At 74.1% G+C, this 14,661-nt stretch carries 14 protein-coding genes; 8 read left to right on the forward strand and 6 right to left on the reverse strand.

Translation table 11 applies throughout. The annotated features are described in order from the left end of the window. The first annotated feature begins 137 nt into the window (after positions 1-137). Together EMA09_RS02680 and EMA09_RS02685 are read left to right on the forward strand one after the other, a co-directional pair. On the forward strand, positions 138-986 hold the full coding sequence (locus EMA09_RS02680; protein ID WP_129838511.1) for a hypothetical protein: 849 nt from the start codon (positions 138-140) through the stop codon (positions 984-986). Positions 987-1,048: 62 nt separating this feature from the next. Further along, on the forward strand, positions 1,049-1,978 hold the full coding sequence (locus EMA09_RS02685; protein WP_129838513.1) for a YhfZ family protein: 930 nt from the start codon (positions 1,049-1,051) through the stop codon (positions 1,976-1,978). Between the two features lie 21 nt (positions 1,979-1,999). Here the strand turns inward: EMA09_RS02685 and EMA09_RS02690 are convergent, their stop codons facing one another. Next, positions 2,000-3,274, reverse strand: a complete 1,275-nt coding sequence (locus tag EMA09_RS02690) for a hypothetical protein (protein ID WP_129838515.1) — start codon at positions 3,272-3,274, stop codon at positions 2,000-2,002. A 108-nt stretch (positions 3,275-3,382) separates the two neighbouring features. On the opposite strand from EMA09_RS02690, the gene EMA09_RS02695 reads away from it, so the two are divergent. Next, positions 3,383-3,763 carry a hypothetical protein gene (locus tag EMA09_RS02695; RefSeq protein ID WP_129838517.1) on the forward strand — a complete coding sequence of 127 codons (381 nt, stop codon included), beginning with the start codon at positions 3,383-3,385 and terminating at the stop codon, positions 3,761-3,763. A 55-nt stretch (positions 3,764-3,818) separates the two neighbouring features. On the opposite strand, the gene EMA09_RS02700 is transcribed toward EMA09_RS02695, so the two are convergent. Beyond that, positions 3,819-4,436, reverse strand: a complete 618-nt coding sequence (locus EMA09_RS02700) for a helix-turn-helix domain-containing protein (protein WP_129838519.1) — start codon at positions 4,434-4,436, stop codon at positions 3,819-3,821. 66 nt (positions 4,437-4,502) lie between these two features. On the opposite strand from EMA09_RS02700, the gene EMA09_RS02705 reads away from it, so the two are divergent. The 3 genes from EMA09_RS02705 to EMA09_RS02715 all read left to right on the forward strand — a co-directional run bounded on the left by EMA09_RS02705 (position 4,503) and on the right by EMA09_RS02715 (position 7,122). After that, on the forward strand, positions 4,503-5,267 hold the full coding sequence (locus EMA09_RS02705) for an SDR family oxidoreductase (protein WP_129838521.1): 765 nt from the start codon (positions 4,503-4,505) through the stop codon (positions 5,265-5,267). An 80-nt stretch (positions 5,268-5,347) separates the two neighbouring features. Continuing rightward, positions 5,348-6,046 carry an SDR family oxidoreductase gene (locus EMA09_RS02710; protein ID WP_129838523.1) on the forward strand — a complete coding sequence of 233 codons (699 nt, stop codon included), beginning with the start codon at positions 5,348-5,350 and terminating at the stop codon, positions 6,044-6,046. 98 nt (positions 6,047-6,144) lie between these two features. Then, entirely contained in the window at positions 6,145-7,122 is a 978-nt protein-coding gene (locus EMA09_RS02715; protein ID WP_129838525.1) for a sigma factor-like helix-turn-helix DNA-binding protein, read from the forward strand. 9 nt (positions 7,123-7,131) lie between these two features. On the opposite strand, the gene EMA09_RS02720 is transcribed toward EMA09_RS02715, so the two are convergent. From EMA09_RS02720 to EMA09_RS02730, 3 genes are all read right to left on the reverse strand, one after another. Further along, complete coding sequence (locus tag EMA09_RS02720; protein WP_129838527.1) at positions 7,132-7,563, reverse strand: hypothetical protein; 432 nt, start codon at positions 7,561-7,563, stop codon at positions 7,132-7,134. 114 nt (positions 7,564-7,677) lie between these two features. Continuing rightward, a complete protein-coding gene (locus tag EMA09_RS02725; RefSeq protein ID WP_129838529.1) occupies positions 7,678-8,505 on the reverse strand; it encodes a phospholipid scramblase-related protein in 828 nt (275 codons plus the stop codon). A gap of 84 nt (positions 8,506-8,589) precedes the next feature. Further along, positions 8,590-9,150, reverse strand: coding sequence for a histidine phosphatase family protein (locus tag EMA09_RS02730; protein WP_129838531.1), 561 nt, complete (start codon positions 9,148-9,150; stop codon positions 8,590-8,592). A 138-nt stretch (positions 9,151-9,288) separates the two neighbouring features. On the opposite strand from EMA09_RS02730, the gene EMA09_RS02735 reads away from it, so the two are divergent. Then, complete coding sequence (locus EMA09_RS02735) at positions 9,289-10,113, forward strand: TIGR02452 family protein (RefSeq protein ID WP_129838533.1); 825 nt, start codon at positions 9,289-9,291, stop codon at positions 10,111-10,113. Between the two features lie 349 nt (positions 10,114-10,462). Here EMA09_RS02735 and EMA09_RS02740 read toward each other — a convergent pair whose 3' ends face one another. Then, positions 10,463-11,695 carry a family 10 glycosylhydrolase gene (locus EMA09_RS02740; RefSeq protein ID WP_129838535.1) on the reverse strand — a complete coding sequence of 411 codons (1,233 nt, stop codon included), beginning with the start codon at positions 11,693-11,695 and terminating at the stop codon, positions 10,463-10,465. 243 nt (positions 11,696-11,938) lie between these two features. Here EMA09_RS02740 and EMA09_RS02745 point away from each other — a divergent pair, with 243 nt between their 5' ends. Continuing rightward, complete coding sequence (locus EMA09_RS02745; protein ID WP_346655864.1) at positions 11,939-14,653, forward strand: cellulose binding domain-containing protein; 2,715 nt, start codon at positions 11,939-11,941, stop codon at positions 14,651-14,653. Positions 14,654-14,661: the final 8 nt, after the last annotated feature.

A 14,661-nucleotide genomic window follows, 5' to 3' on the forward strand; every position in this document is an offset into this window, starting at 1 on the left:
GGGGCGGGCCGGACGGACGGCGGGCGCGCGGCCGGCGTCCGTCGTGCGGGGCGGTCGGTTGACACCCGGTGGGACACATCCTAGGCTCAGTATTCAGTTTTCTGCAATCTGCACGCTCGAACGAATCCTGGAGTGTCATGGACGCCAGAACCGGCAAGAAGATCCGCCTGGGACGTCTCGTACGCCCCGAGAGCGGACGCGCTGTCGTCGTGGCCGCCTCGCACGGGGTGAACAGCGGCCCCCCGGCCGGCCTGCGGACCACGGCGGAGATCCGCTCCGCCTTCCCGCGCCTGCGCGCCGCCGACGGCGTCATGATCACCCCCGGGATGCTGCCGCTGCTGGAGGACACGTTCACCGGCCGCGACCGGCCCGCCCTCGTCCTCCACCTGGACTGGAAGAACCACGCGCGCGGCATCTACACGCCCGGCCGCGACGGGCGGGGCGAGGGGGTGCTGGCCCAGCTCGCCGATCTCGACGCGGTGGCGGCGGCCGGCGTGGACGCGGTCATGACCTACCTCTACGTCGGCCAGCGCGACAGCCGGCTGGAGCGCGCCGAGATCGAGCGCAACGCGCGGATCGCCCGCGACTGCGAGCGGCTCGGGATCGGCCTGATCATCGAGCCGCGCTCGGCCCTGGAGGGCGACGACCCCGAGGCGCTGTCCGCCGCCGTGATGAGCATGTACTGCCGCATCTCGGCGGACATCGGCGCCGACCTGGTGAAGGCGCTGTGGCCCGGGTCGGCGGAGGCGTGGGCCGAGGTCACCGGGAGCACCTACGTCCCGGTGCTGCTCGCCGGCGGGAAGGGCGGGGACGACCCGCTGGACACGCTCTCGCTCGCCCACCGGGCGGTCACCGCGGGCGGGGGCGGTGTGATGTTCGGCCGCCGGGTCTTCCGCGCGGCGGAGCCGGAGAAGGTGCTCACGGCGCTGAGCGCTATCGTGCACGGTGGAAAGCCGGTCGACGCGGCCAAGGAGCTGCTGGCCTGAGCGGACCCGCCGCGCACACCGGGCGCGGATGCCCACGCGAGGTCGGGAAAACGTTGGCATCGATGAGTGAATCCGCCGGGGACACCCCGCTTGAGGCCATCGCCCGCGACATCCTCCGCATCGGAGTCGCGGGGCGGCTGCCCACCACCACCGAGTATCAGAACCGGCTCGGCATCGGCTCGGGCACCGTGCAGAAGGCCTTCCGCGACCTGCGGGGCGGCGGCGCGGTCGGTCTCGTGTCCCGGGGCCACCAGGGGACGTTCGTCACCGAGATGGACACCGCGCGGCTGTGGGCGGCGGCACGTCTCGCGCCCGTGCACGTGCTGCTGCCGCCCTCGTCCCCCGCGGAGTCCGTGTCGATCGCCGGCGGTGTCGCCGACGTGTTCGCCGGGTCGGGCGCCACCACCACCATCGGGCTGGTGGGCGGCGCCGCGGCCCGGCTCGCCGCCGTGGACACCGGCGAGGCGGACATCGCCGTCATGTCCGCGGGCGCCGCCGAGGACCTGGTCACGGCCGGCTCCGGACGGCTCGTCCTGCCGGTCGGCCCCGGCACCTACTACGCCCCGGGGAGCCTGGTCGTGGTGGGCCGGCGCGACCTGCCGTCCCGCCCGCGCATCGGGATCGACCCCGCCTCGGACGACCATCAGCGGCTCACCCACGCGCAGTTCCCGGCGGACGAGCACACGTATGTGACGACCGACTTCCCCCTGGTGCCGCGCGCGCTCGTCCACGACGAGATCGACGCGGGGGTCTGGCACATCGTGGACACGCTGATCCCGCTGGAGGCCGTCGGCCTGTCCATCACCCCGCTCAGCCGTCCCGGCGCCCTGGCCCTCGCCGAACACATCTCGGGCGCGGTGCTCGTCACCCGGGAGGACAGCATCCCCGGCATACTCCTGTCGCGGCTGCCCGAGGGGCGGCTGCGGGAGGTCTGCGCGCCGCGGGCGGAGCGGAGCCCGACGGCTGAGGCGCTGCGTATCCGGGTCCGCTGAGCACCGCCCGGCGGGGCCGGCTCAGATGCGGAGGATCCCGGGGAACGCTCCGTGACCGACGCCGGGCGCAGTGAGGGCCAGCCAGCCGTGGCCGCGCACCTCGGTGTCCGGGCCGACCTCGCCCGGGTCGACCGACAGGTACCGGCAGGCGGTCCTGGCGCCCGCCGTGCCGGCTTCCGCCGGGGCCTCGTCGTACTCGGCGTCGATGTCCGGGTCGTCGGCCGCGAGGGTCTCCCACGGCAGCGGGTCGCCCACCCATTCCGGGTCGTCCTCGGCGGCGTACCGACGGATCACGCGGCCGTTCTCGGCGACCATCCACACATCGGACCCGGCGGCGTCGTCCAGGAAGAAGAACTGCGCCCGGCCGCAGTGGGCGCTGACCCGCTCGACCGTCGCCACCATCTCGTCCCACGAGGCGCCGACGAGCAGGGCGAAGGGGCCGAAGAGCAGGCGCCAGCCGTCCAGTTCGGGGGTGACGAAGACCCTGCCCACGCCGCGTGACGTGCCGCCGGGTCCGGGCACCCGGATCGGCTGCTCCTCCACCGCCGCGACGCCGGCGGCGGCGGTGACGGGCCGCCGGTCGTGCAGCCCCAGCGCATCGAACATCCCCTCGTACGACGCGCCCGGCACGGCCATCCACCACCCGCTGAGGGTCGAGGACGGAAGCCGCGGGGTCTCGTCGAGGATCTTGATCCGTATGAGCCTCTCGATCACCGCACGATCGCGGTCGTCGAGCGCGTCGGTGCCGCCGCCGGCCACCAGCGCCGCCATCGCGCCGCGCCGCATCGCCGGGGACACGGCCGGGTCGCGGCGCATGGCGAGCAGCCGGGGCCGGGCGGAGTCGTGCAGCATGCGGGCGTAGGCGGACGCGCGGTAGGGGACGTACCGGCCGGGCGCCAAGCGGCCCACCAGCGCCCGCAACCCGGCGTCGGACGCCACCCGCAGCCTGGTCAGCCCCTCGAAACCGCTTTCCGAGGCACCCCGGCCCGGATCGGCCGCCAGCGCCGCGTACTGCTCGGCACAGCGCTCGTCGAACACCCCGAGGAGCCAGTTCGCGTGCCGGTCCGACACCTCCTTCTGGCGCCAGGCCGCCACCACGGCGTCGAACGCCGGCGGACCGATGTGCCGCAAGGCGCGCATGACCGGCCGCATGTCCTCGGTCGACCGCGCGCCCGCGACGCCCCGCAACAGCGCCGGCACGACGGTGCCGGCCCGCTCCGTCAGCCGTGCGACGGCGTTCTCCACGCGGGCGGCGTCGCCGCTGTCCAGGTCTTCGAGAAGGGATTCGATCTCCACCGGGCAGACGATAGCGCCGTCGATCGGCGCCCCTCCCCCTGGACTTCCGGTACCCCTTCACGTACCTTTCAACCCAAAGCCTTTATTGTCAAAGAGAACGGGTCCGCCATGCCGCACATGACCGTCCACGCCCCGGAGAACCGGCTGTCCGGTAAGGAGCCCGCGCTCATCACCGCCCTGACCGACGCGATCGCCGACGTCTACGGCGCCTGGGCACGCGATCTGGTGAGCATCCGCCTGGCGGGGGTCCCCGCGGGGCGCTTCGCGCACGGCGGCGAGGCCGTGGACACCCACGTCTCGGTGGTCCTCGGCGTCCGGGCGGGCGTGTTCGACCGTCCCGACGCCGACCGGATCACGGCCCGCCTCGGCGCCGGCCTCACCGACGCGGTCGTACGGGTCCTCGGCGACACCGTCCGCGCCGGCACCATGGTCGAACTGGTGGCGTCCCCGCCGGAGCGGACCTTCGTCGGCGGCGCTCCCGCCGAGTGACGGCGGCGCCGCCCCTCGGTGCGGCCGCCCCGCACCGGTCACCGGCGGGCCGGCGTCACTCGAAATCGCCGCCGAAGGCCGCACCCAGGGCCGCGGCGACAAGGCCGGGAAGGTCCGGACGCCCGTCCTCCCGCGCCCAGCGGACCAGGGCCGCGTGCATCGCGGCCAGAGCGGCGCCGGCGACCGCGTTGGCGCGGAACTCCGCCTCGGGGTCCGGCGCCTCCCCGAGCAGGGCGCCGGTGATGGCCTTCTGCGTGGCGAACTGACTGTCCAGGTGACGGGCGCGCAGTGCCGGCGTGTCGATCATCAGCCGGAGGCGGGCGAGCAGCAGGCGCCCCTCGGGCGACACACCCTCCCCGGAGCCGTCACCGGCGGCCGTGCGGGCCGTCTCGACCAGCGCCCGCCCGATCCGGCGCACCAGGGGCTCATCGGCGGGCCGCTGCGCGACCCGGGCCGCGACGACCCCGTCGTACCGGCCGTGGAGCACCAGGTCCTCCTTGGTGGGGAAGTGCCGGTAGACGGTCATCGCCGAGACGCCGGACGCCTCCGCGACATCGTTCACCGTGGTCGCGTCGTAGCCGTGGCGCGCGAACAGGCGCAGCGCGTGCGACTGGACCATGCGCTGCGTCTCCGCCCGCCGGCGTTCGCGCAGGCTCGGCCCTTCCCCATTCATGCGTGACACCGTATCTTTCTGTGAGTCACTACCAGATTGATGGTGACTAACAATGAGGGGTGCGCCATGGGTGGACAGGACGGCAGGACGGCACTGGTGACCGGGGCGTCGCGGGGCATCGGGCGGGCCGTGGCGGAACGTCTCGCCGCCGACGGCGCGGAGGTCGCCGTGCACTACGGCAGCGGCGAGGCGGCGGCGCGCGAGACGGTCGCCCGGATCGAGCGGGCCGGTGGGCGCGCCTTCGCCGTCGGGGCCGAACTGGGCACGGACGGGGACATCGACGCCCTGTTCACCGGTCTGGAGCGCGGGCTGGCCGGACGGCCGCTGGACATCCTCGTCAACAACGCCGCCGCCGCACCCGGCGGCCCGATCGAGACGGACACCCCCGAGCGGTTCGACCGCCTCTTCGCAGTGAACGTCAGGGCGCCGTACTTCATCGTCCAGCGGGCGCTGCCGCTGCTGCGCGACGGCGGCAGGATCATCACCATGACCTCGGTCGCCACCCGGATGGCCAATCCGGGCCAGACGTCCTTCGCGATGGGCAAGGGCGCCCTCGAAACGATGACGATGACCCTGGCCAGCGCGCTGGGCGCCCGCGGGATCACGGTGAACGCCGTCGCCCCCGGCGCCACCAGGACCGAGACGAACGGGGCCGTCTTCGAGGCCCCGGGCCTCGTGGAGTTCATCACCGGCGGCACCGCCCTCGCCCGCCTCGGCAGCGCGGCGGACATCGCGGACGCCGTCGCCTTCCTCGCCTCGGACGACGGGCGCTGGATCACCGGTCAGGTGCTCGACGCCAGCGGCGGCGTGCACCTCGGCCTGAGGGGCTGACCCGCCCGGCCGGATGTCACACCCGACGGCGCCCGGCCCCTCTCCATGGCGGAACTGCCGCAGCAGGAGGGGAGCGAAACGTGAAGCTCGTCATCTTCGGAGCGAACGGACCGACGGGGCGCCAGGTCACCGCGCAGGCCGTCGCGGCCGGGCACACCGTCACCGCCGTCACCCGGCGCCCGGGCGCCTTCCCCCTGACGCACCCGCGGCTGCGGGTGGCCGGGGCGGACGTGGCGGACCGCGCCGCCGTCGACGGCGCCGTGGCCGGGCAGGACGCGGTGATCTCCACGCTCGGCGTCCCGTTCGGCCGCGCCCCCGTCACCGTCTATTCGCCGGGCGCCGCGCACATCGTCCGGGCCATGACCGGGCACGGCGTACCGCGCCTGGTCTGCGTCACCTCCACCGTGCTCTTCGACGTGCCGGCGCCGGGCGAGGGCTTCCTGTTCCGCCGGGTCGTCGAGCCGTCCGTCGCGCGCTTCATCGGGCGCACGGTGTACGACGACATGCGGCGGATGGAGGAGATCGTGCGCGCCTGCGGGCACACCTGGACCGTCGTCCGGCCCGCCGGGCTGTTCGACGCCCCGGCCGTCAGCGCCTACGAGACGGCGACGCGCCGGCTGCCCGGCCGTTTCACCTCCCGCGCCGACCTCGCGCACGCGCTGCTGCGCGAGGCCGGCGACGACCGCCACGCGGGCGCGTTCCTCGACGTACGCACGACGCAGGGGACGCCCACGCTGCTCCGGCTGCTGCGGCGCGAGGCGTTCGGCAGCGGGACGTGACCGGGCCGCCGTGACGTGTGTCACATCCCCGCGCGGGACGTCACATCCTGGCCGCCCGCGTCCCTCTCAGGTGTGACCGCCGCACGACAGGAGCCCTCATGGCAGCCGTACACGACGACGCCACCGCACACCGGGACGACGCCACGACCACCGTCTTCGTCGGGGCGCGCGAACTGCTCTTCTCGGTCGCCTACAACCTGCTCGGCAGCGTCGACGACACGGAGGACGTGCTGCAGGAGACGTGGCTGTCCTGGTCGGGGCGCACCCGGGGGCCGTCGGCCGCGCCGATCGGGAACCCCCGCGCCTACCTCGTGCGCGTCGCGGTGCACCACGCCCTCGCCCGGCAGGCGGCCACCGCCCGGCGCCGCGAGACGTACGTCGGCCCGTGGCTGCCCGAACCGCTGGTCGGCGGTGCCGGTGACGGCTCCGCCCCCGACACCGCCGACCACGCGGTGCGGACCGACTCCGTGTCCCTCGCGCTGCTGGTCGTGCTCCAGTCGCTCACGCCCCTGGAGCGTGCGGTGTTCGTCCTGCACGAGGTGTTCGGCTACCCGCACACGGAGATCGCGGTCATGCTGGACCGCAGCGCCGCGGCCGTACGGCAGTTGGCGCACCGGGCGCGCGCCGCCGTCCGGGCACGGCGGCCCCGCTACCGCGCCCACCCGCGCGTACGGCGGGAGGCCACCGAACGGTTCGTCGGCGCGGCGCTCGGCGGCGACCTGGCCGCCCTGCTGGAGACCCTGGCGCCCGATGTCACCGTGTGGATCGACGGCGGGGGCCTGCGGCGCGGGGCGGGGCCGCGCCCGGTGCGCGGTCGGGAGAAGGCCGCGCGCCTGCTGGCCGGCCACGCCGCCGGGCGCACCGACGCCATGGACGTCGAGTACCGGCGGGTCAACGGGGACGACGGCGCCGTGGTGTTCGCCGACGGCACCCCGTACGCGGTGATGGTCATGGACCTCACCCCGGAGGGGGACCGGGTGTCCGACGTCTACATCGTCACCAACCCGGAGAAGCTCGCCCGCGTGCGGCCGGCCGGCGGAGCCTCCCCCGCGCCGCGCGGCCCCGGCCGGGGCTGAAGGACGCCCCTACCGGACGGGACGGCCGGCCGGCTCCCGCCGCTCCCTCAGCAGGGGGACGGCCGTGGCCAGGACGAGGAGGCCGAACAGGGTGATCGGCAGCAGCCCGACGGGCCGCAGGAGCCACCCGGGGTCCGCCCGCACGACGGGCCAGCAGGTGATCCAGTTCGCGGTCACGTCGAGCGCCATGACGACGGCCGCCAGCACCACGCCGGACGAACGCGTGCGGCGCCGGAACAGCAGGACGACGACGAGCGGATCGAGGACGGTGAGGCCGAGGAAGAGGACCTGGATGACCGCGGCCATCCCCGCGTACACGTGGATGCCGCCGCGGATCAGGTCGAGGACGTGCGCGCAGGTGCCCTCGGCGAAACCCACGGCGTAGGCGGGCAGGAGGAATCGCCCGAGGGGGCCGGGGGCGGGCCGGCGGGTGCGTGTCACGTCGATCCGGTCGGTGGCGGGAGCGGTGGGACGGCGGCGCGGCCGGCCCGCGCCGTGCGAGGTGCGCGAGGCGCGGCCGGCCGGGTGGGGGCCGCCGGGGAACGTGCCGGTGGTTCAGCCCAGTCCGCGCGCGTCCTGCTTCAGCGCCGTGTCCACCGTCAGCGCCGTGGCCACGACGAGGCTGAGCAGCGGGTCGGGAAGCTGGCGGTGGATCTGCAGGACGTAGTTGTCCGCCGTGGTGAACATGGTCTTGGCCAGGCCCTCCCACGTCTTGGTGATGCGGGCGACCTCGGCACCGGTGTGGTCGGTGACGGCGAAGTTCCACGCGCGCCAGTTCTCGGCGCGGAGGGCGCCGATCTGCTGCCCACCGGACTCGATGGAGAAGTGGATCTTGCCGATGGCGTTCTGCTGGACGATCTCGCCGACCGGCTGGCCGTCCGGACGCGTCACGATGACCTTGGACTTGATGAACTTCGCCGGACGCGTGAGCAGGAGCTGCGGCTGCCCGTGGACGTCGCGGATCTCCAGACGGTGCGTCAGGAACTGGTCGAGGCTGCTGAGGACGCGCACGACCTTGCGCACGAACCCCTGGCCGACCTGGACGACCGAGCCGATCGTGCGGCCCTGCTGGTCGAAGACGCTGTACTCGTTGGTGACCTCGATGAGCTTGGCCTTCTGGTTCACCACGAGGACGGGCTCGGTGAACAGGGTGCCGCCGCCCACGCCGCCCGGGACGAGACCGGCCTTCTGCTGGACCTGCTGCTGGACCCTCGCCTGCTGGTCCGGGGTGCTCTGCGGGGGCGCCTGCGGGGTGGCCTGACCGGGAGCTGCGCCGGCGTGCGTGTGCTCCGTCCACTGGCCGCCGTCCCACCAGCGGAGTTGGTTGGGGATGCCCCGGGGGTCGGCGTACCAGCCCGGCGGGGTGTTCGAAGGTGCTGTCATGGCGGGCAGACTACCGGGCGTCACCGACACGCCGCCCGGGAGGGAAGGGAACCCGTTCGGACCAGTGGCCGGCCGCCCCGGGCGTCAGCCGAGCCGCAGGCTCCACCGCCCGCGCCCGCCGCTGAGGCTGACGACCGACAGCGGACCGACCTCCGTGCGCCAGTATGCCTGCGGGGGCGCCTTGAGGGCGTACAGCACGGCGGCGCGCAGCACCGACGGCTCCGTGACCGCGACGACGCGGGGGTCGTAGTCCACGGGCCGCGTGTCGAGCCAGCCGCCGACCCGGGAGACGAACGCGAGCAGCGGCTCGCCGCCGTGCGGGGCCGACCGCGGATCGGCGAGCCAGACATCGACGGCCGCCGGCTCGCGCTCCGTCACCTCGCGCAGGGTGCGGCCGCGCCAGCGTCCCATGTCGCAGTCGCGCAGGGCGGGCTGCGCGAGCGGCGCGAGACCGAGTGCCTCGCCGGTCTGCCGGGCCGCAGGCGAGGGGGAGCAGTACCGCAGCTCGGCGGTGGTCAGCGGCAGGAGCGCGGGGATGGCGCGCTCCAGGCCGCGCCAGGCGTCGATGTCGAGCGGACGGTCGTCGTCGAACCGGGCGTCGAGCACGGAGGAGGTGCGGGCAGCGGCTATCAGCGTCACCAGCATGACGGGATCGTACGAGTATTCGATGGACGGGACCACAGCCTCGGCGTAAAGCGCTCGCAAGGATCACCGCGGGCCGCTCACCAGGCAGTTCGGGAAAACGAGGGCGGGTCGGATGCCGCCGGGGTAGCGTGGCGGGCCATGCGTGAACGTTTCGCCGAAACGCGTGCCGCGTTCGAACGCGGCTGGTACGTCCACGAGGGGCGGCGGGTCGATCTGTCGGCGCCCCTCGCGCTGATGCGCGCCGGCGTCCGGCTGCACCTCCCGGACGAGCTGCGCGCCCTCCCCGTCCCCGACGCACCGCGCCACCGCACGAGTGTCGAGGTGACGGACGAGAGCACCCTGCGCGCCGCCCGGCGCCTGGCCGCCGCGACCCCGCCCGGGGCGCCCACCGTGGCCGCGCTGAACTTCGCGTCCGCCCGCAACCCGGGCGGGGGCGTGCTCAACGGCGCGCGCTCGCAGGAGGAGGACCTGGCGCGTGCCGGCGCGCTGTACGACGCGCTCGTGCGCTGCCCCGAGTTCTACGCGTTCCACCGCGCGCAGCGCGACGTCCTGTACAGCGACCGCCTGATCTACGCGCCCGACGTGCCGGTGTACCGCGACGACGGCGGCGGCTGGCTGCCGGCGCCGGTGCCCGTGGCCTTCCTGACGGCGGCGGCGCCGAACCGCCGCATGCTCGAACGGGACCGGCCCGGTGACCTGCCGCTCGTGCCGGACGTCCTGGCGTCCCGGGGCAGGGCCGTCCTGGCGGCCGCCGCGCACCACGGGCACACCAGGCTGGTGCTCGGCGCGTGGGGCTGCGGCGTCTTCGGCAACGAACCCGCCGTGGTGGCGGGGATGTTCGCCCGCTTGCTGCGGGGCGAGTTCGCGGGCGTCTTCGAGCAGGTGGTCTTCGCCGTCCTGGACCGCAGGGGCGACACGCGCCGGGCGTTCCACGAGATCCTGGCACCACTCGGCGCGCCGTGACCCGGCGGGGGCGGCCATGAGGCGCGGACGCCGCTCGGTCGCCAACCCGCCGCTGCTCCGCGTACGGAACACGGACTGCGCGGAGGGCCTGGCCGTGAATCCCACCCGGCGCGATTGCCGGGCAGCCTCCCCCTGACACCCTCCGCGCCAGAACAGGCGTACGGACGGCGCGGCCGTGGCCGACAGGCCGGCCGGGACGAGACGGACGGACCCATCCTCCCGCCGCCCGCACGCACCCGGACCCAGCCTGGCGAGCGCTGTTCACCCCGGCGGCCCCGGACCAAGGCGCCACGCCGTCCGTCGCGGGGACCGGCCCGGTGGCCGCCTCCCCGGAGCGCCGGGCCGCCGCTCAGTGCCCGCGGCGGTAGTGGTCCTCGCGGACGCGGGTCATGGCACCGAGCGGGTCGGCGGCGACCTGCGACGCGGAGTAGAAGATGTTCCCCGAGACCTCGCGGTGCTCGGCGCACACGTCGAGGTGGCGGGAGAGTTCGGCCGGGTCCTGCCACGCGGCGGGCTGGGCGGGGTCGCCCACCTTGTAGACCGCCTCGCCGATCCACAGGTCGACGCCCGTCCCGCACGCCACGTCGGACCACCACCGCACGAGCGTCGTGTAGTCGGCCGCCTCGAAGCCGATGTTCCAGTAGACCTGCGGCACCACGTAGTCGATCCAGCCCTCCCGCACCCAGGTGCGCACGTCCGCGTACAGGTCGTCGTACGTCTGGACGCCGGCGCGGGTGGCGGAGCCGAGCGGGTCGGTGGACTCGTTGCGCCAGACCGCGAACGGACTGACGCCGAACGCCGCCCCGCGCCGCGTCCGCGCCACGCGCTCCGCCATGCCCCGGACGAGGAGGTCGGTGTTGTGCCGGCGCCAGTCGCCGCGGTCGTCGAAGTCGCCGCCGTGCGCGGCGAAGGCGGCGTCGTCGTCGAAGACCTCGCCCGCCACCGGGTACGGGTAGAAGTAGTCGTCGAAGTGAACGCCGTCGAGCGGGTAGCGGTCGAGGGCGTCCGTGACGGCGTCCTCGACGAAGGCGCGGACCTCGGGGAGCCCCGGGTTGTAGTACAGGCGGCCGCCGTACGTCACGGTCCACTCCGGGTGCTCCCGCGCCGGGTGCCCGGACGCGAGCCGCCCCGGGTCGGCGTGGAACGCGACGCGGTACGGGTTGAACCATCCGTGCAACCGCAGGCCGCGCGCGTGGGCCTCGTCCACGGCGTACGCCAGGGGGTCCCAGCCGGGATCGCGCCCCTGGACGCCCGTCAGCCACTGCGACCACGGCTCGTACGGCGAGGGCCAGAAGGCGTCGGCGGTCGGCCGGACCTGGAGGACCACGGTGTTCAGCCCGCGCGCGACCGCCACATCGAACAGGCCGGCCAGTTCGGCCTTGGCCTGCTCGGCCGGGAGGCCGGGTGCGCTGGGCCAGTCGATGTTGCTCACCGAGGCGATCCACATGCCGCGCGTCGCGGTGGCGGACGAGCCGCGGTGGCGCCGGGAGGGCGCGACGGCGCGCGCCGGACCCGGCATCAGCGCGCCGGTCGTCAGGCCGATCGCCGAAGCACCGAGATGACGGCGCGTGAGATGACGCATCGTGAACCCCCTGTCGTCCTGTCGGGTGAGCCCTACCCCGCACAGAGTGGCGGACACCTCGGCGTCACACCTGTGTGACACACCCCTTATGCGAACAACATTCGACAGTTAGCATCATCGCCACGCGCATCTGGGAGCGCTCCCAAGCAGTGTGCCTTCCCCTCTTCACCGCACTTCACTTCTCCCTTCCCTCCCAACCACCCCCTTGCCGCCGTGCGGCGGCCGAGTACGGAGAGGAGCGCGATCGTGCGCAGAGTGAGACCGGCGGCGGCCCTGGTGGCCGGCCTGGCCCTCACCGGCGGACTGCTCACCGCCGGAGTGCCCGCGGCGACGGCTGACGGCCGGGCCGGGACCGAGGTCCAGGAAACGGCCGCCGCGGCACCCGCCTACACGTGGGACAACGTCCAGATCCGGGGCGGCGGCTTCGTGCCAAGCGTCGTCTTCAACCGCAGTGAACCCGACCTCGTCTACGCCCGCACCGACATCGGCGGCGCCTACCGCTGGAACGAGCCGGCGCAGGAGTGGGTCCCCCTCCTCGACCACGTGGACTGGGACGACTGGGGCTACTCGGGCGTCGCGTCCCTCGCCACCGACCCCGTGGACCCTGACCGGGTGTACGCGGCCGTCGGCAGCTACACCAACGACTGGGATCCGGACAACGGGGCCATCCTGCGCTCCGCCGACCGCGGCGAGACCTGGGAGACGACGCCCCTGCCGTTCAAGGTCGGCGGCAACATGCCGGGCCGCGGCATGGGCGAGCGCCTGGTCGTCGACCCCAACGACAACGACATCCTCTACTTCGGCGCCCCCAGCGGCGAGGGCCTGTGGCGCTCCACGGACGCGGGCGTCACCTGGTCCGAGGTCACCTCCTTCCCCAACCCCGGCGACTACGCCCCCGACCCCGCCGACACCACCGGTTACCAGAGCGACCCGATCGGCGTCGTATGGGTGACGTTCGACCCGGGTTCCGGCTCGGCCGGCAGCCCGACGCCCACGCTGTACGCGGGCGTCGCCGACCTGGAGGAGAGCGTCTACCGCTCGACCGACGCCGGCGCCACCTGGCAGCCGGTCCCCGGCCAGCCGACCGGTTTCCTGCCGCACAAGGGCGTCCTCGACGAGGAGACGGGGTCGCTGTACATCGCCACGAGCGACGACGCCGGCCCGTACGCCGGGACGGACGGCGAGGTCTGGCGGCTGGACACCGCGACCGGCGCGTGGACCGACATCTCCCCCGTCGCCGCCGGCAGCGACCGGTACTTCGGCTTCAGCGGCCTGTCCGTCGACCGGCAGAACCCGGGCACGCTGATGGTGAGCGCCTACAGCTCCTGGTGGCCGGACACCCAGTTCTTCCGCTCGACGGACGGCGGCGCCACCTGGACGCGCGCCTGGGAGTTCACGAGCTACCCGAACCAGTCCAAGCGCTACACGATCGACATCTCCGAGGTGCCCTGGCTCGACCTCAACGCCCAGCCGCAGCCGCCGGAGACGACACCGAAGCTCGGCTGGATGACCGAGGGCCTGGAGATCGACCCGTTCGACTCCGACCGGATGCTGTACGGCACGGGCGCGACGCTGTACGGGACGGACGAGCTGACGAACTGGGACCGCGACGAGACGCTGACGATCCGCCCGGTCGTGGACGGCCTGGAGGAGACCGCCGTCCAGGACCTCGCCAGCCCGCCGAGCGGCGCCGAGCTGCTCAGCGGCCTCGCGGACGTCGCCGGCTTCCGGCACACGGACGTCGAATCGGTGCCGTCCGACCAGTTCCCGGTGTTCGGCACGACGACCAGCCTGGACTTCGCCGAGCTGAACCCGAACACGGTCGTCCGGGTCGGCAACCACGTCAGCGAGAGCACGGCCCCCACCGTCGGCTTCTCGACCGACGGCGGCGCCAACTGGTTCCAGGGCACCGCCCCGAGCGGCGCGCACGGCGGCACGGTCGCGGCGGCGGCCGACGCGAGCGGCTTCGTGTGGAGCCCCGAGGGCACCGGCGTCCACTACACCGTGGGCTACGGCAACTCCTGGACCGCGTCCCAGGGCATCCCGGCGGGCGCCCGCGTGGAGGCGGACCGGGTGGATCCGGACGTGTTCTACGGCTTCGCGGCCGGCACGTTCTACGTCAGCACGGACGGCGGCGCGACGTTCACCGCGTCGGCGGCGAGCGGGCTGCCGGACGAGAGCACGTACTTCGCGACCGTGCCGGGCAGGGCGGGCCACGTGTGGCTGGCCGGCGCGGCCGGCGGCCTGTGGCGCTCCACGGACTCGGGCGCGACGTTCACCCGCGTGGGGGACATCGAGCCGGACAACATCGGTTTCGGCAGGGCCGCGTCCGGCGCGGCGTACCTGACGCTGTACAGCAGCGGCGTGGTCGACGGCGTGCGCGGCATCTACCGCTCGACCGACGCCGGGGCGAGCTGGGTGCGGATCAACGACGACGAGCACCAGTGGGCGTGGACGGGCGCGTCGATCACGGGCGACCCGAAGACGTTCGGCCGCGTCTACATATCGACCAACGGCCGGGGCGTGATCTACGGCGACACGGACGAGGCGGACGAGGGCGGCGAGCCGGAGGACCCCGAGGACCCGGAAGACCCCGAGGACCCGGAGGACCCCGAGGACCCGGAGGAGCCGTCCGACGCGGCCTGCTCGGTGGCCTACCGCGTGACCGGCTCGTGGCAGGGCGGCTTCCAGGGCGAGGTGACGCTCACCAACACCGGTGACACGGCCCTCAGCGCGTGGGAGCTGACCTGGGACTTCCCCGCCGGCCAGCAGATCAGCCAGATGTGGAACGGCTCGTTCACCCAGTCGGGCGCCGGCGTCACCGTGACCCCGGCGGCGTGGAACTCCACCCTCTCCCCCGGCTCGTCGGCGACCGTCGGGTTCCTCGCGAGCTGGACGGGCAGCAACACCGCGCCGACCGCGTTCGAGGTGGACGGCAGCCCCTGCGGCACGCCCTGACGCACGCC

The organism is Streptomyces sp. RFCAC02, from assembly GCF_004193175.1.
GTDB lineage: Bacteria > Actinomycetota > Actinomycetes > Streptomycetales > Streptomycetaceae > Streptomyces.

What these genes read in the sequence shown, in the direction of transcription:
- EMA09_RS02680 (WP_129838511.1), top strand. Translation starts at nt 138, where the DNA reads ATGGACGCCAGAACCGGCAAGAAGATCCGCCTGGGACGTCTCGTACGC.
- EMA09_RS02685 (WP_129838513.1), top strand. Translation starts at nt 1,049, where the DNA reads ATGAGTGAATCCGCCGGGGACACCCCGCTTGAGGCCATCGCCCGCGAC.
- EMA09_RS02695 (WP_129838517.1), top strand. Translation starts at nt 3,383, where the DNA reads ATGCCGCACATGACCGTCCACGCCCCGGAGAACCGGCTGTCCGGTAAG.
- EMA09_RS02700 (WP_129838519.1), bottom strand. Translation starts at nt 4,436, where the DNA reads ATGAATGGGGAAGGGCCGAGCCTGCGCGAACGCCGGCGGGCGGAGACG.
- EMA09_RS02705 (WP_129838521.1), top strand. Translation starts at nt 4,503, where the DNA reads ATGGGTGGACAGGACGGCAGGACGGCACTGGTGACCGGGGCGTCGCGG.
- EMA09_RS02715 (WP_129838525.1), top strand. Translation starts at nt 6,145, where the DNA reads ATGGCAGCCGTACACGACGACGCCACCGCACACCGGGACGACGCCACG.
- EMA09_RS02725 (WP_129838529.1), bottom strand. Translation starts at nt 8,505, where the DNA reads ATGACAGCACCTTCGAACACCCCGCCGGGCTGGTACGCCGACCCCCGG.
- EMA09_RS02730 (WP_129838531.1), bottom strand. Translation starts at nt 9,150, where the DNA reads ATGCTGGTGACGCTGATAGCCGCTGCCCGCACCTCCTCCGTGCTCGAC.
- EMA09_RS02735 (WP_129838533.1), top strand. Translation starts at nt 9,289, where the DNA reads ATGCGTGAACGTTTCGCCGAAACGCGTGCCGCGTTCGAACGCGGCTGG.
- EMA09_RS02740 (WP_129838535.1), bottom strand. Translation starts at nt 11,695, where the DNA reads ATGCGTCATCTCACGCGCCGTCATCTCGGTGCTTCGGCGATCGGCCTG.